The organism is Cytobacillus sp. FSL W8-0315 (assembly GCF_038002905.1).
Taxonomy (GTDB): domain Bacteria; phylum Bacillota; class Bacilli; order Bacillales; family Cytobacillaceae; genus Cytobacillus; species Cytobacillus pseudoceanisediminis.
Genome location: NZ_JBBOOC010000001.1, coordinates 4,363,786 through 4,389,462, shown reverse-complemented (window position 1 = coordinate 4,389,462; position 25,677 = coordinate 4,363,786). Strand labels below are relative to the sequence as shown.

Below are 25,677 nucleotides of genomic sequence, written 5' to 3'. Positions count from 1 at the left end.
AACTCCCTTTTTAGCTACTTAAACATCATATAATTGTATCATATTTTTTAATGAAAAAAAGGAAGTAAAACATTGACATATAATAAGGAAAATAAATTATACTAATTATTATAATATTTATAAAAATTCAACAATTTGTATTATAACTATAGTAAGATAGTAGAAAAATATAATATCTAGCTGGGAGAGGGAATGAATGAAGGTAAGTCTTTTTGCAACATGTCTGGTAGATATGTTTCAGGGAAATGCAGGCAAGGCAGCTGTTGAACTGCTAGAACGCCTGGGATGTGAAATAGATTTTCCGGATGCACAGGTCTGCTGCGGCCAGCCTGCCTACAACAGCGGCTATGTGAAGGAATCAAAGGAAGCTATGAAAAGGATGATCACAGCATTTGAACATGCAGAATATGTTGTTTCCCCTTCTGGATCTTGCGCTTATATGTTTCAGGAGTATCCTCATGTTTTTAAAGGTGACTCTGTGTGGGAACCCAGAGCAAAAAAGCTTGCCGAAAAAACATACGAACTTACTCAATTTATTGTTGAAGTTCTAAACGTTGACGATGTAGGTGCAAAATTAAAAGGAAAGGCCACCTTTCATACATCCTGCCATATGACCAGGCTTCTTGGAGTGAGAGAAGCACCTATGAGATTATTAAAAAATGTGAAGGGTCTGGAATTCGAAGAGCTTCCCGGCAAGGAGCAATGCTGCGGTTTTGGCGGTACTTTCTCTGTGAAAATGGCTCAAATATCTGAACAAATGGTAGATGAGAAGGTTGGACATATAGAGGAGACAGAAGCAGAAATTCTCATTGGAGCTGACGCGGGGTGCCTGATGAATATTGGAGGCAGGATCGGTAGGCAGGGAAAGCCAATAAGGGTTATGCATATTGCTGAAGTGTTAAATTGCCGCTAAGCAATTAATGGACATGCTTTCTTAAAAAGCAGGATAGACAGATTTGAACGTTGATCATTGTCTAGCATAAGCAGCCTGGCGCCTCGTGTGACACTGGCGGGTAAGGCGCTTGCGCTTAAGGGGGAATAGAAATGGCTATGAAAATAGGAACAAACGACTTTAAGGATCGTGTAGATTCCGGAATAAGCAATTCCTTTATGAGAGGGGCAGTTTCAGGTGCACAGGAAAGGCTTCAGACAAGAAGGCTAGACGCTGCAGCAGAACTTGGAAATTGGGAAGAATGGCGGTCGCTTTCAGAAGAAATTCGCCAGCATGTACTGGAAAATCTTGATTTTTACTTATACCAGCTCAGCGAAAATGTAGCTAAAAGGGGAGGGCACGTTTATTTTGCTGAAACTGCTGAAGAAGCCTCTGCCTATATACGGGAAGTAATTGAAAAGAAGAATGCAAGAAAAGTAGTTAAATCAAAATCGATGGTAACCGAAGAGATTCATTTAAATGCCTCACTGGAAGAGGCCGGATGCCAGGTCATTGAAACTGATTTGGGGGAATACATCCTTCAGGTAGACGACCATGATCCCCCTTCACATATAGTGGCGCCTGCCCTTCATAAGAATAAAGAGCAGATTCGGGATGTTTTTGCAGAAAAATTGAACTATCAGAACACAGAAAAGCCGGAAGAACTTGCGTGGCATGCGAGAGAAATGCTGCGCCACGAATACTTAACCGCCGATGTTGGCATTACGGGCTGCAATTTCGCTGTTGCTGAAACCGGTTCAATCACATTAGTGACTAATGAAGGCAATGCAGATCTTGTCACTGCCTTGCCTAAGACGCAAATTACGGTAATGGGCATGGAAAGGCTGGTCCCGACTTACGAGGAAATGGAAGTGCTTGTAAGCATGCTGACAAGGAGCGCTGTTGGACAAAAGCTTACGAGCTATATTACTGTTCTGACAGGTCCAAAAGAAGAACTCGATGTCGATGGTCCTGAAGAATTCCACCTGGTTATAGTGGACAATGGCCGCTCTTCGATTTTAGGAGGAGAGTTTCACTCCATTCTCCAATGTATCCGCTGTGCTGCTTGTGTAAATGTTTGTCCCGTATATAGGCATGTTGGCGGTCATTCCTACGGATCCATCTATTCAGGCCCGATTGGAGCGGTCCTGTCACCCCTTTTAGGCGGCTATGATGATTATAAGGAATTGCCTTATGCATCAACACTTTGCGGAGCCTGCACGGAAGCCTGTCCAGTCAAAATCCCTCTTCATGAACTTCTTCATAAACACCGGCAGGTAATTGTCGAAAAAGAAGGAAGAGCTCCCATATCGGAAAAGATGACCATGAAGGCTTTTGGACTGGGAGCAGCTTCACCGTCCCTTTACAAACTGGGGTCAAAGCTGGCACCGGCAGCCATGAATCCATTTACCGCAGGCGACAAAATTACAAAGGGACCAGGCCCATTAAAGGCCTGGACAGAAATCAGGGATTTTCCAGCTCCTAATAAAGAAAGATTTCGCGATTGGTTCAAAAATCGGCCAAAAGGAGGCGGACAGCAGTGAATGGAACAATTCAGAATAGAGATGCTTTTTTAAGTAAAATTGCAGGCAGATTAGGCAGAGAAAAAGTTACTGGAGTGGAAAGACCAAAATGGAGCTTTAACCCGCAGGATGCAGTCTTGAAAGAAGCAGATGCTGATGAGCTTCTTGAAGCATTAAAGACACAGTGTACGAAAATCCACACTGATCTTGTTGTAACCAATGCTGACAATTTGACTGAAACGCTCAAGGAAATTGTAGCCCAATATGGCGGGGGGCCAGTTGTGACCTGGAAGGATGACCGCTATAGACAGTTTGGACTTACACCGCTATTTAAGGAAATTTGGCCAAAAGAGAAAGTGGAAGTATATGAGTGGGATTTTTCTGAAGAAAGAAGAAATATTGACTACGCAGAACATGCTAACATCGGAATTACGGTCAGTGAGATAACTCTGGCTGAATCCGGCACAGCAGTCTTGTTCAGCAGCAAAGATCACGGACGGACAGTCAGCTTTCTCCCTGCTGCTTCTATCATCCTTATTCCGAAGAGCACCCTGGTCCCGCGTATGACACAGGCTGCAAGGATCATTAGGGAAAGGGTAAACTCAGGGCAGCTGGCACCTTCCTGCATTAACTTCATTACTGGACCAAGCAACTCCGCTGATATTGAGATGAACCTCGTTGTTGGTGTACATGGGCCTGTAAAGGCTGCGTATATTGTTATTGAAGATTTATAATGCCTTTGACACCTGGCATTCTGGTTTGTTAGTACGAGAAAAAAACGCCAACTTTTGTTGGCGTTTCAGACTGTCGACAAACTCGATGAAAATCGTGCTTGTCTGCAGTCTTTTTTATTTTAAAATAGAAGTAATACAATGCTTGAGGTGATTTAAATGCTTTCAAAACATAATCCAATTCAACGGGATCAAATTGAAATGGTTGCTTTAGACGAACTTGTACCGGCGGACCATTTGGTCCGCAAAATTGAAGCGGCGATTAATTTCTCATTCATCTATGACTTGGTAAAAGATAAGTATTCAGAAAAAGGCCGCCCAAGTATTGACCCTGTAATATTAATTAAACTCACATTTATTCAATATACCTTCGGTATTCGCTCCATGCGTCAAACAATTGAAGAATTGAAAACGAATATGGCTTATCGATGGTTTTTAGGATATGGCTTTCACGATAAAGTTCCTCACTTCTCAACTTTCGGTAAAAATTATGAGCGCCGATTTAAAGACACCGATCTCTTTGAACAAATATTTTACCGAATCTTAAAAACCGCAGCTGAAAAGAATTTAATTAGTGCTGAACACGTTTTTGTAGATTCTACTCATGTAAAAGCGAGTGCAAATAAACGCAAATTTGAAAAGAAAGTTGTTCGAAAAGAAACCCGTGCTTATCAAGAACGCCTTCAAGAGGAGATTAACCAAGACCGCGAGGATCATGGAAAAAAGCCGTTTCCACCTGATAAGTTTGATAAAGAAGAATACAAAGAAATCAAGGAAAGTACAACAGATCCAGAGAGTGGCTACTATGTAAAAGATGAGCGTACAAAACAGTTCGCTTATTCTTTCCATGCGGCTGCAGACCGCAACGGCTTCGTGTTAGGCGCAATTGTAACCCCTGGTAACACGCATGATAGTCATATTTTAGAGCCATTGGTAGAACAAGTCATTGAGAAAGTTAGTAAACCAAAAGCTGTTGCGGCAGACGCAGCCTATAAAACACCTGCTATCACGAGCTACTTATTGAAAAACGACATCACACCTGCTTTACCTTACACACGACCTCGCACAAAAGAGGGTTTCTTCAGAAAACATGAGTATGTTTATGATGAGCATTTTGACTGTTACATTTGCCCAACTGGTGAGATATTAAAATATACTACAACTACAAAGGAAGGCTATCGTCAATATAAATCAGATCCTCGAATTTGTGCTGGATGCCCTTTCTTGTCTCAATGCACACAGAGTCAAGCACATCAAAAACTGATTCAACGTCATGTGTGGGAGGAACATGTGGAAGAAGCAGATCATCTTCGCCACCATCAAGACGTCAAACCGATCTATGAAAAACGCAAAGAAACAATTGAACGAGTATTCGCAGATGCAAAAGAAAAGCATGGCATGCGTTGGACAACCCTCAGGGGACTTAAAAAAATGTCGATGCAGGCGATGCTTACTTTCGCTGCCATGAATTTGAAGAAAATGGCCAACTGGACTTGGCAAGGTCCAGAAATGGCCTAAATGATAACCTCGGAGAGGTCTGCAATTCTCTGTAACTACTTGAAGTCCTACAAAAAATCAAAAAAAGAGTTCGGAATGAGACTATTCCGAACTCTTTTTGTCTACAAACTGAAACGCCAACTTTTGTTGGCGTTTTTTTCTGAAAGCGTCCCAGGCGAGATCAGCTTCTATAAGAGGAAGAAGGTTTAGAATATCAGTAGCTAATTTATTTGAAATGTTCACATTTTCTATGATGGAATGACATTTAAAAACATAAACAGAGGGGAATTTGTTTTCAAAGATAAAGTTTGGATTGGAGCCGACAGTGATTTATTGCAGCTTTATGGGAGAACGAATTGTTATATTGAGTTCTTTAAAACCGGTACTACAAGAAGTGCATATTTCGGATTTGGTAGCGCCAGCAGCGAAGGTCTCACTGTAAGAAATGAAAGGCCAGGCGGTGAACTAACCCTTGTAGCCGGATCTTGTGGGAATGTTAATATTCTGAGGAATGATTTGAAAGTACGTTCAACCACTTATACTTCTGATGAAGAACTAAAAAGTGAAATTGAATTGTATACCAAATCTGCACTAAAAGAAATCCTTGCAACTCCTGTGAAACAGTATTACTTAGAAGGTGATATTCCGGGAGTAGATAAAAAAGGCTTGGTCTTACCTATCAGGAAGCGCCTGTTGATATTGTAACACCACAAAAGGCGCTTGTGGGTATGCAATAGACGTTATGGAATGGAAAGCCATTCAGGAATTATCCCCAAAATTAGATGTGGCGCTTACAGAATTAGAAAATCTAAAAGCCCAAATAGGAGGAGAAATTACATTATGAGCGGAGATAATCAAAAAATTTCTATAGACCCTTATCTTCAAAATGAACTTGGAAAACTAAAACACGAAAATATTATCTTGAAGGCACAATTTAATGTGGTTTCTCAAAACAAAGAATTGCAGCAGAAAATCCAGGAACTTGAAAATAATCTAATTGAATCAAAGGAAGCAAATGGTACAAAAGAACCTAAGATTTAAGGGTTCTTTTTATTACCTTCAAAGGAGGTATTGTAAGTGACAAATGAGGCGGAAACAATGGATTTATGGAAGACATCTGTAAAGAAAGACATTGAAGAAATGAAAGGTGATATTCGCCGGCTACAGGATAAAACACTCTTACAAGACCAAATAATCCAGAACATCCAAGGTGACTTAAAGGAAATTAAAGAAGATACTAAATGGCTAAAAAGAACAATTACAAATGCCATTATTATGTCCGTTTTCACTGCTATAATTGGCGGCGGTATTGCAATTATCTTTACAGTGTTTAAAGGTTAGGGAAATAAATTACTTTGTAGAAGAACTATTAATGCAAAATGGAGATAGTTGCCGTTACTTGATGCAGAAGGTTTTCATTTACTACCTTATAGAGTGCTCAATGTGGAAAAGAATATAAATTTTAGCCACTTAAGTCCATATAGCTGGACAAGCACAAGATATCCTTAAAAGGAGGGTGGTTATCTTGAAGGAGACGGTTAATGAAAATATGTACGACAAAGAAATAGCAGAAATAAAAGGGGATCTTAGAGATATTGAGAATCGGGTGAACAATCTTGAAAAAATTACAACTCGACAGGATCAACAAATTATTTCAATAAATGAAAAGCTAAATAAAATTGACGAAAATACAACATGGATAAAAAGAACAATTACAGCAGCCATTATCACAGCAATCAGTACTGGAATCATTGGGGGAGCGATTGCAATTTTTTATAATGTTTTAAGAGGGGGACAATGAACATGATCAACTGGAAGATTCGCTTTAAAAATCCTGTATTTCTAGCACAGTTATTTCTAGCTTTTTTTGCACCAATACTAGGATACTATGGTTTGACTGCACAGGACCTCACTACTTGGGGTTCTGTTTTTAATTTGCTGGTCGGAGCTTATTCTAATCCATATGTTTTACTGCTGATAGTGGTGAGTGTGTGGAATGCTTTAAATGATCCTACAACAAAAGGAATAGAGGATAGTCAACAAGCAAAACGTTATCAATGGCCTAAATAAGCTGCCCTTTTGGGTGGCTTTTCTTATTCCTTAAAGGGGGTGAGGGTCATGTGAGTAAAGGACAGCAGTACAAGCAGTTAATAGATTTGTGAATAAAAATATTAATAGAGGTGATTTAAATATGGTAAAACTTTTTATTGATCCAGGTCACGGCGGCACTGATCCAGGTGCAGTAGGAAATGGTCTTCAGGAAAAGAATTTAACACTTCAAATCGCTACACGTATAAAAGATATTCTAACCCTTGAATATGATAATATTTCCATCCGTATGAGCCGAACTGGAGATCAAACAGTATCTTTATCTGAGCGTACAAATGCTGCCAATGCATGGGGAGCTGATTACTTCTTGTCAGTTCATATTAATGCAGGCGGGGGAACAGGATATGAAGACTATGTTTATCCAGGAGTTGGAGCACCTACGTCCACCTACCAAAACAATATTCATGCTGAAGTAATTAAGTTGGTAGATTATTATGATCGCGGTAAAAAGCAGGCAAACTTCCATGTACTTCGTGAAACATTGATGCCTGCTTTGTTAACTGAAAATGGATTTATTGACAATGCCAATGATGCAACAAAGTTAAAATCAAGCACATTTATTGAAAATTTAGCCCGTGGACATGTTAATGGAATTGTGAAGAGCTTTAATCTTCCCAAGAAGAGTTCAGCGGTCTACCACACTGTTGTATCTGGAGATACTGTATATTCTTTAAGCAGAACCTATGGGAGCACAATCCAGCAGGTCCGGGATTGGAACAATCTTGATGCAGACTATACTATCTATGTTGGTCAGCGCTTACGTGTCAAATAATAAATAAACCCTTTTTCGATCGAGAGTGGTTATGGAAAATCAAGCCCATCATGGTTTAGCAATTGATGGATTAGTAGGCAGGAATATTTCGTGCAAAATAATCTAAAGGTCAGCCCAGGATGAACAATCCGGGGCATTATTTTTTTCATAAACAAAAAGTTCCACTTTGGAACAATCAAATTATTCAAGAACCCTTTGTGTTATTTTTAGCGTATTAGTTGTTTATAAAGGAGGAATGAAAGATTTTATATCTTTTATATATAGTTACTTGCCTGGCAGTTACAGTTTTCTTCAGCGTTCTGGTTTGGTATTTAATCTATATAGGTGCAGCTGGCGTCGCGGTTGTGGCTTCAATTATATGGTTTGGGTTCATTGTTGGGTTCTTGACAGAAAGAGAAAACAGGGAAAACGATAGGTCGCTTTTTAGCAATCAATATTAAAAACCCTACTCACTCGAGAGGGGCTTTAGTATATTACATCTTTAATTTTCTCCCCGGGTACTCCATAATATCTCGCCAACTTTTCAAGGTCCTCCAGTGAGGGATTAATTTTGTTACATTCGTAGTAACTGAGTTTTTAATATAGATCCCAGTAGCTTCTGCTACTTCTTTTTGAGTCTTGTTCTTTTCGAACCTTAACATTCTTAAATTGATACCTATACTTCCATACATGTTATCACCCAATAATTATTTCGGCAAGAATTACCTGACTTTAATCCAGCAGGCAATATAAAAAGCCCCATCCGAAGAAAGGGCTTATCTAGTCATAGCAACTTTACAGTTGCAAAACTCATTATAGAATATAAGTATTAAAACGGCAAAGCAGCCTTCAGGATTGATTTCCTTCACATTCTCAGTAATATCATTCTTAAATAGGGAAAAAAATTATCTATAAAATTAAAAGGCGTTTGGAAAATGAGGACATTTCCAAATGCCTTTTGTCTACACTGTAAACCAGTTATATAAAACTGGTTTTTTCATTTCTCAGTCAATTGTTTTTTTTATTTCATCCAAATAACTGTATACGGTAACTTTTGAAATACCAAGCTTTTCTGCCACTTTATCTACAGATCCTTTGATTAGAAATATCCCTTTCTCATCCATAAACTTGATTAATTTAATTTTTTCTTTTCTTTTTAACTCTTCGGTTCCGTAATTGGCAATAATGCGATCTATTAAATCGTCTGCAATTTCTACTACATTTTCCATAAGTTCCACATTTTCTTTTTCTTTTTCTTCCTCATCTTGTCCAATACCCATAAAATCATCTAGAAATTCCTTAAAATGAATCATGCTTTCCAAACTATAATTAACACAAAGTGCCCCAATAACTTTTTCGTTCGAATCTCTAATTAAAGCTGTAGATGATTTTATTTCCTTTCCATCGTCGGTACGTATTTTATAATTTGCCAAATAATCGTTCTCAAATTTACTAGATAGAAGCACTTGCTTCACTAGGTGATCGAAAGCCTGTCCAACTTTTCTTCCTGTTACATGATTATTAACAGCGTAAATCACTGAGTTTTGAGGAACGGTTAAGTCATGAATGACGACCTCACAATTCCGTCCAAAGGTCTTTGCGATTAAATTAGCGATTGGGATGTACTTTTTTAATTCTTTATTATTGATATTCATAAGATGGTCCCTTCTTTTTAAACGATATCTATTTATTTGAATCATTTCTAACATGAAATATATATATTTTTATATAAAAATCTTTATTGTGTTGACTTTTGTATAACTTTTTATATAATTTTAATAAATAATAATGATTTAGTTCTATTTTATATAATTTTTTATGTGTTTTCAATTTAAAATATATAAAAGTTTCTTTTCTTGAATTGAATAGTTAATCTCCTTTGTAATTTTTACAATTAACTTAAACTAATTACTACTTTGGTCATCGGTTAGTTGATAAAAAAGTTTTTTAAATCCTACCTACTCAATTGCAACCATGAAAATACTCACTCCCACAAGCTTATCAAAAAAATAAAAAGGAGCCGATAAAATGAAATATGTTGAGTTAGATACACCAGCACTTTTAATTGATAGAGAAATAATGATGGATAATCTTCGCTTCATGCAAAATTACGCTAATGAACATAAAGTACATTTACGTCCACATACCAAAACTCATAAAATGCCTAAGCTTGCTAGATTACAAGAAGAATTAGGCGCAGTTGGAATTACAGTAGCAAAAGTCGGTGAGGCTGAAATTATGGCTAAAAACGGCTTGAAAAACATCTTTATTGCCAATGAGATTGTTGGAAAATCAAAAATTCAACGAATTAGAAAATTAGCTGAGACCATCGATATCTCGTTTGGTATAGATAATAGTTACCATGTAACTGAAATTGAAGAAGTATTCAAAGGAGCAGAGAAAAAAGCCCAGGTTCTAATTGAAATTGAAGTAGGAGAACAACGCTCAGGGATTATGGAAGAAAGTGATTTCAGAACATTATTAGAAAACGTAAAGGCTTGTAAACATGTTGAACTTAGAGGGATTTTTTCACATGATGGGCATTCCTATAAAGCTGAAAACATTGATGAATGTAAAGAGCTTTATCTTGAAAGTGTAAACCGAACCTTGCACTTTGCAAGAATAGCAGAAGAGATGGGAGTTAAACCTGAAGTAATAAGTATTGGCTCGACTCCTCCTTTCATGCTCAATTTCGAGATACCGGACGGGGTTACTGAAATTAGGCCTGGTACCTATATTTTAATGGATTCCTCACAGGCAAACGTTATTGGCACATATGAGCGATGTGCAGCATCGGTCCTTACAACAATCATCAGTAAACCTACTAATGAACGGGTGATTACAGATGTTGGGGCAAAAGGAATTACAGCCCAAACACGAAGCGAGGGACATACAACCACAAATGGTTTGGGGCGTATAAAGGAGTTTGAAGATGTCTATATTCACGGTGTTTTCGACGAACATGCGATCATTTACAATAGAGATTTCCGTAATCAAGTAAATATTGGAGATAAAGTACAAATTATCCCAAACCATATTTGTCCGGTTTGTAATTTATATGAAAAAGCTTATTTGCTTTCCAAAGGCGAAGTTGTTGAAGAAATCCCTATCGACTGCCGGGCAAAACTGCAGTAAATAATTTTGTATTCTCAGTTTCAATTATAAGATCTCTTATAGAGTTTGGACTGATTGAATCAGTTTATTCACAAATTTGATAATGGAAAGGATGAGTTACAATGATCGATTTAAGTGCAATGGGAAACACTGAGTTTCTACTTCTTAGTAGGTCTGAAATTGCCTCCATGATTTCATCTAATGATTACTTAACGGCAATGGAGAGTGCTTTTAGAAAACGGTCTGAAGGTCGAGCTCTAGTTCCAGGATTAATGCACGCGGATGTAGAAGACGGAGAATTTCATATTAAGAGTGGCGGACTTAAAATTGACAAGACGTATTTTGCGCTGAAAGCAAATGGCGGATTTTTCGGAAATTGCACCAAATTCGGCTTACCAAACATTATCGGATTGATTATACTGTTTGATGGTTCGAATGGGAGACCCTTATCCATCATGGGCTCAACGGAAATCACCTCAAAGCGTACTGCTGCAACAACAGCAGTGGCAGCAAAATATCTTGCCCGTTCAGACTCATCAACAGTCACTATTTGTGGCAGTGGAAACCAAGCGAGAGTTCAGCTGAAGGCTCTTATGAATGTCATTTCTTCTATCTCTCAAGTATACGTATGGGGAACTAACCAGAACAAGATAGAAAAATTTTCGAAAGAAATGTCAGAGGAGCTTAAAGTGAACATTGAGGCTACTGATAATTTAGCCGATGTTGCACCTAAAAGCGATATTATTATTACTTGTACTTCTGCAAAAAAATTCTTTCTGCACGAAGAGTATGTTCGCCCTGGGACCTTCATTTCTGCAGTTGGTGCAGACAGCCCAGATAAACAAGAACTTGACCCGCAACTTTTGGCAAGTGGAAAACTAGTTGTGGATATTCTAGAACAATGTGCACATGTAGGAGAGCTCCATCATGCTATGGATGCAAATCTAATGTCTACTGGGGATGTTTATGGAGAATTTGGGGATATTGTTACTGGTAAAATTGATGGACGAACAAATTCTGAGGAAATTATTATTTTTGATACCACAGGTAGTGCGATTCAAGATACAGCTGCTGCAGTCGCTGTATATGAAAAAGCTATATCACTTGGCAGAGGAAAACTTTTAAATATTTACGAATAATATTTAATGGAAAATAAGAGCTTTAGTAGTTTCCAACATTAAAACTGTTTATAAGAAGGATCTGTTGAGAAGGTCGCATCTAAGTTAGGCATTTCCAAAGTAGTTATTTTGATGAAATCAAAAATAAGTCAAGTTAAGGGGAATCAAATGAAAAGCATCTTTGAAGTAGGAAATTTAAAATCTAATGGACACTATGCATTAGCAACAGTTCATCAGAACACTGTCTATGTATCAGGGCAATTTGCCATTAATCCAGAAACCGGTGAAAAGAAATTTGGCACAATCGAAGAAGAAACATTACAAGCACTTAAGAATGTGGAAATGATTGTAGAAGCAGCTGGAAGTAAAAAAGAGAAGATTTTGCGTATGACATTATATACTCCGGACGTGAAATTATGGGATAAAGTAGATGCTGTTTATAAGGAATTTTTCGGTGAACATAAACCAGCACGTACCGTTGTACCAACTAATCAATTACATTTTGGCTTCAAAATTGAAATTGATGCCATTGCATATATTTAGTCATATTTTTTTCCTGTTTTGTATGAAAAAATCTAGTTAATATCATTTAAAGGGTTGATTAACGATGAAACAATTTATTTGTAACAGTTGTGGGAAAAAGCATGATATTACACCAACTATATGGAAATGTGAATGTGGAGGAGTCTTAAACATAGTAAAAGATACCCCGAAAGTTGATATTAAAGCTTGGAATAACTATCCAAACTCATTATGGCGTTATTTTGAAACTATGCCATTCGCAAAAGATTCTAAGACATGGGAATCCGTGACAATGGGTGAAGGTCAATCACCATTAATCGTTCTAGATCCTATGGAGCCAAATACGTATGTAAAAGTTGATTATATGATGCCTACATTATCCTTTAAAGATCGAGGGGCCGTTGTTTTGATGACGAAGGCTAAAGAATTAGGGGTATCAAAGGTCATTGCTGATAGTAGTGGTAATGCAGGTACGGCGATTGCAGCTTATGCAGCACGTTGTAATATTGCCTGTGATATTTATTTAAGCGACGAAACATCCCCGAAAAAAATTGCTCAAGTAAAAGCTCATGGTGCAACGATTAAAGAAATTCGTGGTACACGAGAGGACATTGCAGCTGCTGCCCAAAAAGCAGTAAAAAATGAAAATGTATTTTACGCAAGTCATGTGTATAATCCATACTTTTATGAAGGAACAAAAACATATGCTTATGAAGTTTTTGAACAATTAAAAGGTGCGCCTGATGCATTAATAATTCCAGTTGGTAACGGTACACTTTTACTTGGTGCATATTATGGTTTTAAAGAGTTATTGGGAAATGGATTAATAGAAAGAATGCCGAAAATCATTGCTATCCAAGCAGCGAATTGTGCGCCTCTTGTAAATGCCTACAAACATGGTGAGGTAACAGCGAAACCTATTATGAACGAAGGTACTTTAGCGGAAGGGATCGCCATTGCAGCTCCAGCACGTTCAAAACAAATTTTAGAAGCTGTAGGGGAAACAAATGGTACATTTATTGAGATTCAAGAAGATGAGATTCTAAGAGCACGGGAGAAGCTTAGTGAAAAAGGTTTTTATGTTGAAGTGACATCAGCGACCAACTATGCCGGTTATTTAAAATATGGAAAAAAATCGGATGAAAAAATAATAATACCTCTTTGTGGTGCAGGTATAAAATCGAAATAAACCAAGAGGAGCTAGTTGGATGTAATAGAGAATATAGGAGAGAAGCATGAAAAGTAAGCCAACGATAAAAATTATTGGAACCGGTGGAACAATTGCAGGGGCTGGAACTTCGAGTACAATGACCACAGGCTATCAACCAGGAGCTTTGTCTATTGATGACTTATTAAAAGAAGTACCGGATTTAGTCAACATTGCAAATTTAAAAGTTGAACAATTGTTTAATATTGATAGTGTTGATATGACAACAGAACGACTATTGACACTGAGTAAATATATCAATGACATATTATTAGATGAAGAAATAGATGGTGTTGTGATCACACATGGTACAGATACACTGGAAGAAACCGCCTATTTTTTACATTTAGTGATTAAAAGCCATAAACCAGTCGTGATTGTTGGAGCAGTAAGACCTGCAACAGCGATAAGTGCAGATGGTCCGTTGAATATCTACAATGGTGTAAAAGTTGCTTGTAATCAAGAAGCTCATGGAAAAGGTGTATTAGTTGTCCTTAATGACCGAATTGGTTCTGCACGTTATATCACTAAAATGAATGCTACAGCAGTCGATTCGTTTAAAGCTCTCGAACAAGGTTATATCGGATCAATTGTTGGTGGGAAAGTTTATTTTTATTATAAAGATATCACCTATCTTCATACGACTGAAACCATATTTGATGTTAGCTCCATTAGTAAGCTGCCTAAGGTTTCAATTATATATACTCATCAAGGAGATGAACGATATTTATACGACGCAGCCGTTCAAGCAGATACAAAGGGAATCATTGTAACTACTGCTGGGGGCTATACAATCTCTAAAGAAGCAGAGGCTGGAATTCATGATGCGATAAACAAAGGGGTTATCGTCATACGATCATCTCGACTCAATACGGGAATTGTTAGCCGTACTGATATGGATAATCAACACGCATATATCGTATCTGAATCATTAAATCCTCCAAAAGCAAGGATTCTTCTTATGCTAGCATTAAACTTAACAAATGATAAAAATGAGATTCAACAGTATTTTCATATATACTAATTTTTTGAGTGTCCCTTAGAAGAATGAAAAAAAAAGATTTGATTTTTCACGATTTCATTCAACGAATGATTTTTGAAGGAAGCGAAGATTCACGGTGTGAAAAAAATGGTGTAATGCCAGAAAGAATAAGGTGGATTATTATAAAAAGTTTGGTTTAAGAGACCAACTCCAGTTTTATAGGAGAGGGGAAATGCTAGAGTTCTAAAAAATTTAGTAGAGGAGATCAAAAATGGATATTATAGCTTTAAGGCGAGAGTTTCATATGCACCCTGAGGTTGGATTTACTGAATTTCGAACGGCTTCAAAGATAGTGGAGCTGTTAAACTCGCTTGGATATCATTTAATCTATGGGAGAGATGCAATGGACGGAGATTTTATGAGAGGAGTTCCATCCAATGCGGTTTTAGAGATGGCATATCAAAGGGCATTACTGGATGGTGCTAATCCGAATATACTTCAGAAAATGAAAGGTGGCTATACTACTGTAATTGGAGTTTTAAAAGGTATAAAACCGGGTCCTACCGTTGCATTTCGTTTTGATATGGATGCCTTGCCAATTGCAGAGAGTCAGGATGAGAACCATTATCCTAAAGTAAATGGTTTCCGTTCAAAATATGAAGGGAATATGCATGCTTGTGGGCATGATGGCCATACTGCCATAGGCTTGGGGCTCGCTGAAAAACTGGCGGATGGTCAGTTTGCTGGGACAATAAAGCTGATATTTCAGGCAGCAGAGGAAGGAGTTCGCGGAGCATATGCAATTGTACAGAAGGGGTTATTAGATGATGTGGATTATATGTTTTGTCATCATCTAGGTGCAGATGTTCCGACTGGTGAGTTCCATGGTGGTTCAACGCACTTCCTTTCCTCCACGAAAATGATAGCTCACTACTATGGTGTTGCTGCTCACGCAGGCGGTAATCCGGAAATGGGTAGAAATGCTTTGTTGGGTGCTAGTACCGCCTTATTAAATATACATGCTATCCCGCGCTTTAGTACAGGACCCACCCGAGTTAACGTAGGAATCTTAGAGGGTGGAACAGCAACTAATATCATTCCCCAATATGCAAAAATGAATATTGAGACTAGGGCTCTTACCGAAGAGGAGAATAAAGATTTGGAGGAGAGAGTTAGAAATATCATTACTCACAGTGCATCTATGCATGAGCTTGATCATCAAATTGAAGTTATTGGTGCCGCTATCCCAATTACCTGTGACAATGAACTGGTTGAGTTAACTATAGAAGAGGCAAAGCAAGCAGAAGGATTTACATCATTTGGAAATGGTGAAGGTAAAGGACTCGGGAGTGAAGATGCTAGCTTTATGATAAAACGAGTCCAAGATTTAGGGGGAAAAGGGACTTATATGATTGTAGGTTCCACTATACCCGCACCGCATCATAATCCAAAGTTTGATATTGAAGAAGAAATTCTTCCGCATGCAGTTGAATTGTTTAACCGAATTGCACGTCGAATATTAAAATAATTATTATTTGGATTTAGGTTATCGGTCACAAAGTGAATAATCATAACTTATTTGAAGTGTTTATCAGCATAAATTTGAGAAGTCCCGATTAATGTGATTCCTCTATTACACTTTTTTATGTTTAATATATTCATGTGTTATTGAAGATGAATGTAATTAACTAACGGATTCTTAACTTCAACATTAGCTGCTAATCAGGCAGCTTTTTCTTTTTAAACAACACTGATGTCTTAACCAACAACAGGGGCTTTAGTGGCCGATTAGAGGTATGAAATCATAAATAAAAATCGTTCCGACCCCAAACCGACCCCAACCTTAGATTATTAATGTTTATGAATAAACAAATTGAATAAAATAAAAAGCGCGAAACCATTGATATACATGGGTTTCGCGCTTTTCTATTGTAGCGTCCCAGGCGAGATTCGAACTCACGACCTACAGCTTAGGAGGCTGTCGCTCTATCCAGCTGAGCTACTGGGACATATTGGCGTAAGTATATTTTTTGTAGTGCAGATAAGACTGGTATATCCTGTTTTTTCCTCTGCAAGCCCAATACAAGGGAGCAAATGCGTCGAAACAAAGCTACAGGGATGTAATTCAGGGATGTTTATGCTTAGCTGTGCTACTGGGACAAAATAATATAACACAGTTATTTATTATAATCCCATAATCAAAAATGGTCAATAGTTATGACTAAAGTAAAAACCGGCCATTAATACATGACCGGTTTCTGTTCTAACTTGTAAGTTTTTTACGATAAAATCTGGCATATGCCTTTGATCTATCTTTTAGCTTCTTTAGCTGTGATGTTCTCAGTTCTATAATAGGCTGCGCAAATGAAGTAATCAGTTTGCTTGAGAGAAGCAAAGTCAGCAGCAGCGATATTCCGGCAAGCAGCAGGAAGTTTTCCGGTTTGCTGAAAAAGCCCTGTACATCACTTTCCCTGAATACCCGTACAAAGAATCCGTGAAGCAGATAGACATAAAGTGTATTTTTTCCTAAATCAGTAAAGAAATATTGTTTGCTGGGCACAAAAGCAAAGAAGCTAAATACCATTATTAAACTTAGGACATAAAAGCCCAATCTCGTTAAGACTGCCCCAATTGAAGCTGCCCCCATTTCAGTATATGGCTTTGAGCCAAGCAGCCACTTATAGTCCACTTCAGGATAGAGGTAAAAGCCTATAAAGACTACAGCAAAGATTGCTAATGCACTAATTCTGAACTTTGGCTGGAATAGCGCATAGAAATGCTCCTTCTTTAAATAATAACCCAATAGGAATAAAGGAAAGAACACAAATGTTCTCGATAAACTTAAATAGTTTGAAATCCAATCGGCATATCCGACAGCAAGCCCAATGATAAAAGCAGCTGCCAGGGAATAAACCGCTTTATACTTTGCAAAGAATAAAAGCATGATATTCCAGCAAAACATACTGATCAGGAACCATAAAGACCAATGCGGGTTAAAAGGATCCAACTCAAAGGTGCCTTTATTATATAAAAAATAATAGAAGATCGAATAAATAACCTGAAAAATAATATATGGCAGTATGAGCTTTTTTGCAATTTTCTTTATATAGCCTTTTTTATAAAAGCCTTTTGCAAAAAAACCGGATACCAGTATAAATGCTGGCATATGGAACGTGTAGATTACCTTATATAAAGTATAGATTGTTTCATTATCTTCAATAAAAGAGCGGAGTAAATGTCCGAAAACGACAAAGAAGATTAAAATAAACTTCGTGTTGTCGAAGTAATAGTCACGTTGTTTCATAAGTCCTCCTCTATTAAAGACCCCCATAAATACTCTTTCTTTCTTTACCCACTTTAACATGAAGCAAACTTCTTTTCTCGTGTAAATAGAAGGTTTAATTTACAGAAAAAGTAAAAACTTCTAACTCTGAAAATGCTGTCATACTAATTAGAAATTACTGTTATACAAATAAATATTGCTTGTTACTTCATATATTATATGGCTTGAATGGATTTAATTTAAATCTGTTTCAAATTTTATTTAAAGAAAATCATTTTTGTCGCAGATAAAAGGGAGTAGTCCGATTAGTATGTCATGATTGATGCTGACGTGAGAAAATCAGGTTTTTTAAGGTAAGATTTTAAAGGGAATAGGTGCAGGGAAGGCTTTATTAAAATGAAAAATTGGAAAAATAATCTTCAAATGTCTTATTTGTTCTATTATAATGAATTGAAAGAATAGTAAAAAAGAATTAGGTACATACTAGTTCAATTGTTCGCATCTGGTTCAATCATAAAGGGGGAAGTTATGTTGAAAGGGGTAAGAAAATTTATACCTGGCAATAAGGAAAGAAAAGAATCGTCCAGGTCAAAAAAGTTTAAAATAGGCAAGTATTTTAATAAAATGGCGAGCACGAAATGGTGGAGGAACCTGAAGCTTGGCCAGAAATATGGGGTTGCGCTTTTTGTGACCATTGGACTATTCACGGTTTCCACCGTTCTAACCTTCTTCTTGCTGACAATTGCCAATTCAAAACTGGAGACTGTTAAGGATTCTGGGGAAAAAGCCATTAAGATTACAGAATCAGCGGCCACTTTTCATCATAAAGGGAGCACGATTGGAAACTTTATCATTGACTCCAACCCCAAACATTTAAAAACATTTGATGAGCTGACAGAGGATTTTAATAAATTGAAAGAGGAAATTTCTCCGGAACTGAGCGATTCAAAATCAAAAACCCTTTTTAGGCAAATCGATGAAAATGATCAAAAAATCACCAGTTTATTTCATGATGTCATCGAGCCAGAAGTAAAACTGCAGCATGCAAGAGAATATAGGCTGGGGAAATTGCAGGCAGATAATATTATTTCTGAAACGGTTGATAAGTTAAATACCCTTGGCAGAATGATGAAGGAGGATCAGCAAAAGGCTGTGTCTTCTGCCAAATATGGTCTTATCCTTACTTTAATAGTACTTGGTATTTCAATCATCATTTCTGCTATCCTGGGAATCGCGAGCATCCTTTTTATTGGAAGTATAATTTCTAAAAAACTAACTGCCATTGTCCAATTCTCAAATGAAATTGCAGGAGGAAACCTCAATGCAAATTCAGTGGAATATGAAGGTGATGATGAAGTAGCACAGCTTAGCAGAGCCATGAACTCAATGAAAATAAAGCTGCAGACCATGATTCAGGAAATTAATGCAGTTTCTGGGTATGTGACAGAAAGAAGCGGAGAACTGAATATTGCTGCAAATGAAGTAAAAGCAGCCAGTCAGCAGGTGGCTTCAACCATGCAGGAACTGTCCGGAGGAGCCGAGGATCAGGCGGGTTCTGCAACGCGTTTATCTTTAATGATGGACGAGTACCTGGAAAAAGTAAAAGAAGCTTCATACAGCGGTAATGAAATAAAAAGTGCTTCCACAGAGGTGCTATCACTTACTGAGAATGGAAACAAGCTAATGAAAGAATCCCAGGAACAAATGAGATTAATTAACCAAATAATGAAGTCTTCTGTTGACAAGGTAAATGGACTTGATGATCAGACAAAACAAATCACCAGATTAGTTAAGGTTATAAAGGAAATTGCAGACCAGACCAACCTTCTGGCATTAAATGCAGCAATTGAAGCTGCCAGAGCCGGTGAGCATGGAAGAGGCTTTGCAGTAGTGGCAGATGAGGTGAGGAAACTGGCTGAGCAGGTATCATTCTCGGTTTCAGATATCACTAAGATTGTCGGGGGTATTCAAACGGAGTCAAACAGTGTGGCCACATCCCTTCAAACAGGCTATGTTCAAGTTGAAAAGGGAACCGGGCAAATTCAATTGACAGGACAAACATTTCAGAAAATTTATGAGGCAGTTAACTCAATGTCCAATAATGTCAGTGACATTTCCCGCAGCCTCGAGCAGGTATCCATTAATTCTGCCCATATGAACCAGTCCATTGGCAGTATTGCCGCAGTGTCTGAGGAATCTGCGGCAGGCATCGAACAAACGAGTGCATCAATGGCTCAGACTAACCATTCAATGGAGGAAATCTCAGACAATGCACAGTCCTTGTCGGAATTGGCAGAACAATTAAATGAGATGATTGCAAAATTCAAATTGTAAAATCCAGGCATACTCTCTACACAGGGTATGCCTTGTCCTTTCTCCAGACATTTGAGATGAAAAATTAATAAGACAGTTTTCTCGGAGATTTAAAGGTTTTAGTCAGATATTGTAGAAATATTTAATTAATTGCATATCCCAATAGGAGGAAATAGAGTGGTCATTATGAATCAGGAAATCAGGAGACTCTATGCCAGGATTGAGACTTTGGAAAAGGAAAATAATATTTTGGCCAATAATAATTCACTTAAATATAATATATTCTCACGCTCAAATGATGGAATTTTAATTTTTGATAGCCAGGAGAGAATTGTTGATGTCAATCCATCATTTGCTGAAAGTATAAAGACTGATAAACAACACCTGATCGGCAGGAGACTGTCTGATATCGTGCCGAAAAATAGACATTTCAAGCTTGAAAAGCAAAGGGAATTATTAAAGAAGAAGGAAAGTGTCAGGGGCATTCTGCCAATATATAACGGCAGAACGATAATAGAGTTTGATTTTACTACCAGCATCCTTAATGAGGACGGTCTTTATATGTGTATATTAAGAGATGTAACGAGTAAGCGGCTCCTCGAACGAAAAGTGAAAAAGAATGAAGAGCTGTATGCTGACCTATTTATTGAAGCCCTGGATGGAATCATTTTTTGGCGTGGAAATGGTGAGATCATTGATGCGAATGAAGCTGCTTGCCGAATTTTTGAATGTACTCATGATGAGCTTCTCAATAAAAAGATCAAAGATTTTGTATATGAAAAATCGGAAAGATACAAAAGCATTGTTAAAGAGATGTTCGTTAAGGGAAGCATACGGGATGAGCTAGTTTTTCTTATGCCAAATGGCCAGTTCAAATCTTTGGAGTTTACAGTGAAATTGAACTCCGTTGAAGGCTACCATATGACAATCTTCAGAAATGTCAGTGAGCGTCACGCTATGGAAAAAAGCTTGAGGGAAAGCGAACAAAAATTTCGCATGATATTTGAAGGTGCCCTTGAAGGGATTCTGCTCTGGAACAATCAGTTTGAAATAGTCGATATTAATCAATCAGGTCAGAGAATGCTCCAGATGACAAAAAAGGAGCTTATTGGTGTTTCGCTGCATAGTATTTTAAATGACTGCAATATAACCGATGATGAATTAAAGGAGCAGATAAAAAACATACACTCTGCGGGGCAATCAGACGGTAACCTTTCCATTACTCTGAAATCAGGCAGAAAGAAATTTTTTGAGTTTTCCAACAAGCTGAATATTTTTTCTAATATCAGTATGACAACATTTAAAGACATTACTGAGAAGCTGGAAATGGAAGAACAGCTTCGGAAATCAGACACTTTGCATGTGATTGGAGAATTGGCAGCAGGGATTGCCCACGAGATAAGAAACCCCATGACAGCACTTAAAGGCTTTATACAGCTGCTTGAGGACAGTGTGAAGGAAGATCATACTATGTATTTCAATGTGATTACCACTGAGCTTAGCAGGATTGATTCAATTATTAATGAATTTCTCATACTTGCTAAGCCTCAAGCTGTCAAATTTGTGGAAAAAGACATATCTCAAATCATGAAGGAAACAGTCGATCTCCTTAGTGCTCAGGCTGTGCTCCATAATGTTCAATTCAGGACTTATTATGAAAAGAATTTGCCCAATGTTTTCTGTGAATCCAATCAAATGAAAAAGGTCTTTATCAATATTATAAAAAATGCCATTGAAGTCATGCCTAAAGGTGGATATATTACTGTATCCATTCAGAAAGGGTTTGACCATAAAGTTCACATATCCATTAGGGACGAAGGGACAGGAATTCCTGCACATAAAATAAAAAAGCTTGGTGAACCTTTTTATACTACAAAGGAAAGAGGCACTGGACTTGGCTTAATGGTTACATATAAAATTATTGAAGAACACAAGGGAACAATTGAGGTGGAAAGCAAATTGGGGGAAGGAACTGTATTCCACATCCATTTGCCCTATTCTTTAAAGGCGGGAATGAAATGAAAGGCAGAGTTTATTCTAAAACATACACACCGGCAGGAGACATTTACATTGTCATTGAGAATGGAATCCTTTCGGCTTTATACATTGGGGAAGAAGATTTTCTCGAAGGGGAAGACGTTTTATCATTGAAATTGGATCCCTCCGACTCTTTAATTAAAAGGTGTACAAATCAGCTTGAGGAATACTTTGAAGGGCATAGGAAAGAGTTTGACATCCCCATTGAACCTCATGGCACTGAATTTCAAAAGGCAGTCTGGAAAGAGCTGTGCCTAATCCCATTTGGAGAGACAAGAAGTTATCAGGACATTGCTTTTAAAATAGGGAAAGAAAAAGCAGTGCGTGCCATTGGTCAGGCAAACAAGGCCAATCGCCTTCCGATCATTATTCCATGCCATCGCGTGATTGGAAAAAATAAATCGTTAACGGGTTATGCAGGAAACAGGACTGAAATTAAAGAAGTACTGCTAGCACTCGAAGGGTCTAATTATATAAAATAGCTCAATCTTAACAATCACCTCTTAGGTGATTTTTTTATGGGGGTATTATATATATGGTTGACTGAACGAGCGGGATTCGATTATCATCTAATTAGATATCAATCGAAATGAGGGCGCTGAAAATATGCAATTAAATCGTTTAGTAGCTTTTTATAAGACAATGGGAGACCCAACCAGAATCAGGATTGTTTTTCTCCTTGCCAAAGGGCCTTTGCATGGACAGGCGATAGCGGGGAAGCTTGGTTTAACTCCGCCAACCATTACTCATCATTTAAATAAACTGAGGGAAATAAACCTTGTTTATCAGAGAAGAGATAAAAATACTGTTTATTTTTATTTAAATGAATCCGTACTGAAACACCAATCAGGTGTTCTTGCAAAATTGGCAGATAAAGAGGAGGTTAAGAAAATGGAAGAACAAAATATAGAAAGCCAGAAGGTTATTGAAAATTTCTTTACCAAAGATGGAAAGCTGAAGAATATTCCTGCACAGAGGAAGAAGAGACTCATGGTTTTTGAGCATCTAATCAAAGGATTGAAAATGGGGAAAAAATATGAAGAAAAAGAGCTCAACGAATATATTCAACAGTATCATGAAGACTATGCTACGATACGCAGAGAATTTATTATAAATCATTATATGTACAGGGAAAATGGCATTTATGAATTAAACCCTCCGGAAATGTGGGCGAAAATAGAAGGGTAAAGCAAGGCAGGGCCCCAGTTAGGGCCATGCATGCCTTCAATAGTAATAATCCGGTTTGCGGTCGGTAAAAATCGGAATCATGCTGCGGACTTCTTTCACTTTTTCCAGGTCTATCTCAGCATATAGGATTTCTTCCGTTTCAGAACCTTCTGCAAGCACTTCTCCCCAAGGATCTATAATCATCGAATGGCCAGCAAAGACATTGTCAGGATCAGACCCGGAGCGGTTGCATGCAATTACGTAGCACTGGTTTTCAATGGCACGCGCAATCAAAAGTGCCCGCCAATGTGCCAGCCGGGCCAATGGCCATTCAGCTACTACAAATAAAGCTTCAGCACCTTCCGCTGTATGGGTCCGCACCCACTCAGGAAAACGGATATCATAACAAATCATCCCTGCAAACTTCCTATTTTCCAGTGAAAAAACTCCCTTGGCTGTCCCTCCGTTCAGATAGAGATGTTCATTCATCAGCTTGAACAAGTGCAGCTTGCTGTATTCATGTATAAGGTCACCTTGGTTATCTACAATCAGCAGAGTGTTGTAAATGCCATCGGGTGTTTTCTTTGCAACAGATCCGCCAATCATATGAACCCGATTGCTCTGTGCGGCCTCTTTCAAAAAGACTAGCGATGATTCTGCATCCTGGTCTGCAATTTCACCCAATCTGGTCAAGTCATAACCAGTCGTCCAAAGTTCCGGCAGCACAATAACATCCGGTTTATCCCTAAGCGCCTTTTTAATCATGATTTCGGCTGCTTTAAAATTATCCTCAGGTTTTCCAAATGCAATATCCATTTGCAAACAGGCAATCTTTAATTTCATAAAACTCCCCCGCAATCATCATATCCTTATGGTAAAATTAGTCCGATAGATGGAAATTTTCAAAATTTTACTTTACATCTTACCATTTACGTTATATCATTTGTGACTATATTTTCAATCTTTTTTTTAAGCAGGTGAACAATTTGGTAAATTATCCGCAATCAGATCTTTTGAAAAGTCTGCCTAAACAGTTTTTTGCATCTTTGACAGCCAAAGTGGGGAGAAAACTCCAACAAGGGCATGATGTCATCAATCTTGGACAGGGCAATCCTGACATGCCTACACCAGAGCATATTGTCAAGAGTCTTCAAAGTGCAGCCGATAATCCGCAAAACCATAAATATTCCCCTTTCCAGGGCTTCCCGTATTTAAAAAAGGCAGCTGCTGACTTTTATAAAAGGGAATTTAATGTTGAATTGGATCCTGAAACCGAAATAGCCATCCTTTTTGGTGGTAAAGCAGGATTGGTTGAAATCCCTCAATGCCTTTTAAACCCTGGGGACAGCGTATTGGTTCCGGACCCGGGATATCCTGATTATTGGTCAGGTGTTGCACTTGCCAAAGCAAAAATGGTGACAATGTCTCTAAGAGAAGAAAATAACTTCCTGCCAGTATACAGTGAATTGTCAGCAGACCAGCTTAATGCAGCCAAACTGATGTTCCTTAATTATCCAAATAATCCCACTGGAGCAGTGGCAAACAAGGACTTTTTTCAAGAAACAGTTGATTTGAGCAGAAGCCATGGTATTTGCATCGTCCATGATTTTGCATATGGAGGAATTGGTTTTGACGGCATAAAGCCTGAAAGCTTTCTTCAGGCAGAAGGGGCAAAAGAGGTCGGAATTGAAATTTATACACTTTCAAAAACATTTAATATGGCAGGCTGGAGAGTTGGATTTGCAGCTGGAAATGCAAGTGTCATCGCAGCACTGAACCTTATGCAGGATCATCTATACGTCAGCTTGTTTGGTGCTGTTCAGGAAGCTGCAGCAGTTGCTCTGTCAGGACCACAGGATTGTGTTAAAGAATTGAATTCCATATACGAATCCAGACGTAATACATTCATCTCTGGCCTCAGGGAAATCGGCTGGAATGTTCAAGCTCCTAAAGGCTCTTTTTTTGCATGGCTCAAGGTCCCTGAACAATTTACATCGGAAGAGTTTGCTGACTATCTCTTGGATAAAGCGCATATTGCGGTTGCACCAGGCATCGGATTTGGTGATTTTGGAGAAGGGTATGTGAGAGCGGGTTTACTGACATCTGAGGAGAGACTTAAAGAAGCAGTGGGCAGAATAAAAAAATTAAATTTATTTTAAATTTTTCTCATAATTCAATTGACAAAAATATTAAGCACTGTCATAATTCTAATTAAATTTTAATTCTAAATTAACTGAATACTCGTTTCGTTTTCTTATCAAGAGCAGGCGGAGGGACTAGCCCTATGAAGCCCGGCAACCGACTTATACATGAGCACGGTGCTAAATCTTGCAGCTTATAGCTGAAAGATAAGAAGATGTTAGATTGCTATCCTAACCTCTTCTTATTTGAA

General features: G+C 38.0%; 24 protein-coding genes, 1 tRNA gene, 1 pseudogene and 1 riboswitch. Of the genes and pseudogenes, 21 read left to right on the top strand and 5 right to left on the bottom strand.

Going from position 1 to position 25,677, the window contains the following annotated elements; translation table 11 throughout:
- Positions 1-196 precede the first annotated feature (196 nt).
- The 10 genes from MKY20_RS22515 to MKY20_RS22470 all read left to right on the top strand — a co-directional run bounded on the left by MKY20_RS22515 (position 197) and on the right by MKY20_RS22470 (position 7,563).
- A complete protein-coding gene (locus tag MKY20_RS22515) occupies positions 197-913 on the top strand; it encodes a (Fe-S)-binding protein (RefSeq protein ID WP_009331077.1) in 717 nt (238 codons plus the stop codon).
- Between the two features lie 131 nt (positions 914-1,044).
- The gene (locus MKY20_RS22510; RefSeq protein ID WP_009331076.1) at positions 1,045-2,475 is read left to right on the top strand and encodes a LutB/LldF family L-lactate oxidation iron-sulfur protein; all 1,431 of its coding nucleotides are present in this window, start codon (positions 1,045-1,047) and stop codon (positions 2,473-2,475) included.
- A complete protein-coding gene (locus MKY20_RS22505; protein WP_341003044.1) occupies positions 2,472-3,188 on the top strand; it encodes a LutC/YkgG family protein in 717 nt (238 codons plus the stop codon). Before MKY20_RS22510 ends, MKY20_RS22505 begins: the two co-directional genes overlap by 4 nt.
- Positions 3,189-3,344: 156 nt before the next feature.
- The gene (locus MKY20_RS22500) at positions 3,345-4,703 is read left to right on the top strand and encodes an IS1182 family transposase (protein ID WP_009336809.1); all 1,359 of its coding nucleotides are present in this window, start codon (positions 3,345-3,347) and stop codon (positions 4,701-4,703) included.
- A gap of 237 nt (positions 4,704-4,940) precedes the next feature.
- Entirely contained in the window at positions 4,941-5,387 is a 447-nt protein-coding gene (locus MKY20_RS22495; RefSeq protein WP_019381613.1) for a hypothetical protein, read from the top strand.
- 135 nt (positions 5,388-5,522) lie between these two features.
- Positions 5,523-5,723 (top strand): hypothetical protein, encoded by a 201-nt coding sequence (locus MKY20_RS22490; RefSeq protein ID WP_019381615.1) that lies wholly within the window; start codon positions 5,523-5,525, stop codon positions 5,721-5,723.
- A 36-nt stretch (positions 5,724-5,759) separates the two neighbouring features.
- Positions 5,760-6,023: a hemolysin XhlA family protein gene (locus MKY20_RS22485; protein ID WP_251175743.1), complete on the top strand. Its 264-nt coding sequence runs from the start codon at positions 5,760-5,762 to the stop codon at positions 6,021-6,023.
- Between the two features lie 184 nt (positions 6,024-6,207).
- On the top strand, positions 6,208-6,483 hold the full coding sequence (locus MKY20_RS22480; protein WP_019381617.1) for a hemolysin XhlA family protein: 276 nt from the start codon (positions 6,208-6,210) through the stop codon (positions 6,481-6,483).
- A 2-nt stretch (positions 6,484-6,485) separates the two neighbouring features.
- Positions 6,486-6,752 (top strand): phage holin, encoded by a 267-nt coding sequence (locus MKY20_RS22475; protein ID WP_026041693.1) that lies wholly within the window; start codon positions 6,486-6,488, stop codon positions 6,750-6,752.
- A 121-nt stretch (positions 6,753-6,873) separates the two neighbouring features.
- Complete coding sequence (locus MKY20_RS22470) at positions 6,874-7,563, top strand: N-acetylmuramoyl-L-alanine amidase (protein ID WP_019381619.1); 690 nt, start codon at positions 6,874-6,876, stop codon at positions 7,561-7,563.
- A 465-nt stretch (positions 7,564-8,028) separates the two neighbouring features.
- On the opposite strand, the pseudogene MKY20_RS28730 reads toward MKY20_RS22470, so the two are convergent.
- Positions 8,029-8,124, bottom strand: a pseudogene (locus MKY20_RS28730) (hypothetical protein); the annotation flags it as partial.
- Positions 8,125-8,546: 422 nt separating this feature from the next.
- Positions 8,547-9,197, bottom strand: a complete 651-nt coding sequence (locus tag MKY20_RS22465) for a helix-turn-helix transcriptional regulator (protein WP_071160454.1) — start codon at positions 9,195-9,197, stop codon at positions 8,547-8,549.
- A gap of 373 nt (positions 9,198-9,570) precedes the next feature.
- Between MKY20_RS22465 and MKY20_RS22460 the strand changes: the two genes are divergently transcribed.
- From MKY20_RS22460 to MKY20_RS22435, 6 genes are all read left to right on the top strand, one after another.
- The gene (locus MKY20_RS22460) at positions 9,571-10,677 is read left to right on the top strand and encodes a D-TA family PLP-dependent enzyme (RefSeq protein ID WP_019381622.1); all 1,107 of its coding nucleotides are present in this window, start codon (positions 9,571-9,573) and stop codon (positions 10,675-10,677) included.
- 101 nt (positions 10,678-10,778) lie between these two features.
- Positions 10,779-11,795, top strand: a complete 1,017-nt coding sequence (locus MKY20_RS22455) for an ornithine cyclodeaminase family protein (RefSeq protein WP_251175744.1) — start codon at positions 10,779-10,781, stop codon at positions 11,793-11,795.
- Between the two features lie 147 nt (positions 11,796-11,942).
- A complete protein-coding gene (locus MKY20_RS22450; RefSeq protein WP_019381624.1) occupies positions 11,943-12,317 on the top strand; it encodes a RidA family protein in 375 nt (124 codons plus the stop codon).
- Positions 12,318-12,381: 64 nt separating this feature from the next.
- The gene (locus MKY20_RS22445; RefSeq protein WP_019381625.1) at positions 12,382-13,485 is read left to right on the top strand and encodes a threonine synthase; all 1,104 of its coding nucleotides are present in this window, start codon (positions 12,382-12,384) and stop codon (positions 13,483-13,485) included.
- A gap of 46 nt (positions 13,486-13,531) precedes the next feature.
- The gene (locus MKY20_RS22440) at positions 13,532-14,527 is read left to right on the top strand and encodes a type II asparaginase (RefSeq protein ID WP_019381626.1); all 996 of its coding nucleotides are present in this window, start codon (positions 13,532-13,534) and stop codon (positions 14,525-14,527) included.
- A 229-nt stretch (positions 14,528-14,756) separates the two neighbouring features.
- The gene (locus tag MKY20_RS22435) at positions 14,757-16,013 is read left to right on the top strand and encodes an amidohydrolase (protein WP_019381627.1); all 1,257 of its coding nucleotides are present in this window, start codon (positions 14,757-14,759) and stop codon (positions 16,011-16,013) included.
- Positions 16,014-16,420: 407 nt separating this feature from the next.
- Here the strand turns inward: MKY20_RS22435 and MKY20_RS22430 are convergent.
- Positions 16,421-16,494 (bottom strand) — tRNA-Arg (locus MKY20_RS22430).
- Positions 16,495-16,748: 254 nt separating this feature from the next.
- Positions 16,749-17,789: an acyltransferase family protein gene (locus tag MKY20_RS22425; RefSeq protein ID WP_251175745.1), complete on the bottom strand. Its 1,041-nt coding sequence runs from the start codon at positions 17,787-17,789 to the stop codon at positions 16,749-16,751.
- Positions 17,790-18,296: 507 nt separating this feature from the next.
- Between MKY20_RS22425 and MKY20_RS22420 the strand changes: the two genes are divergently transcribed.
- From MKY20_RS22420 to MKY20_RS22405, 4 genes are all read left to right on the top strand, one after another.
- Positions 18,297-20,102 (top strand): methyl-accepting chemotaxis protein, encoded by a 1,806-nt coding sequence (locus MKY20_RS22420; protein WP_251157583.1) that lies wholly within the window; start codon positions 18,297-18,299, stop codon positions 20,100-20,102.
- Positions 20,103-20,267: 165 nt separating this feature from the next.
- Entirely contained in the window at positions 20,268-22,103 is a 1,836-nt protein-coding gene (locus tag MKY20_RS22415) for a PAS domain-containing sensor histidine kinase (RefSeq protein ID WP_251157589.1), read from the top strand.
- Positions 22,100-22,600 (top strand): methylated-DNA--[protein]-cysteine S-methyltransferase, encoded by a 501-nt coding sequence (locus MKY20_RS22410; protein WP_217030177.1) that lies wholly within the window; start codon positions 22,100-22,102, stop codon positions 22,598-22,600. The genes MKY20_RS22415 and MKY20_RS22410 overlap by 4 nt, the downstream gene beginning before the upstream one ends.
- Before the next feature lie 124 nt (positions 22,601-22,724).
- On the top strand, positions 22,725-23,306 hold the full coding sequence (locus MKY20_RS22405; RefSeq protein ID WP_009331068.1) for a DUF2087 domain-containing protein: 582 nt from the start codon (positions 22,725-22,727) through the stop codon (positions 23,304-23,306).
- A 36-nt stretch (positions 23,307-23,342) separates the two neighbouring features.
- On the opposite strand, the gene MKY20_RS22400 is transcribed toward MKY20_RS22405, so the two are convergent.
- On the bottom strand, positions 23,343-24,128 hold the full coding sequence (locus MKY20_RS22400) for a carbon-nitrogen family hydrolase (RefSeq protein WP_251157595.1): 786 nt from the start codon (positions 24,126-24,128) through the stop codon (positions 23,343-23,345).
- 143 nt (positions 24,129-24,271) lie between these two features.
- Between MKY20_RS22400 and MKY20_RS22395 the strand changes: the two genes are divergently transcribed.
- Positions 24,272-25,444, top strand: coding sequence for a pyridoxal phosphate-dependent aminotransferase (locus MKY20_RS22395; protein WP_341003036.1), 1,173 nt, complete (start codon positions 24,272-24,274; stop codon positions 25,442-25,444).
- A 92-nt stretch (positions 25,445-25,536) separates the two neighbouring features.
- A riboswitch (SAM riboswitch) is annotated at positions 25,537-25,640 on the top strand.
- Positions 25,641-25,677 lie beyond the last annotated feature (37 nt).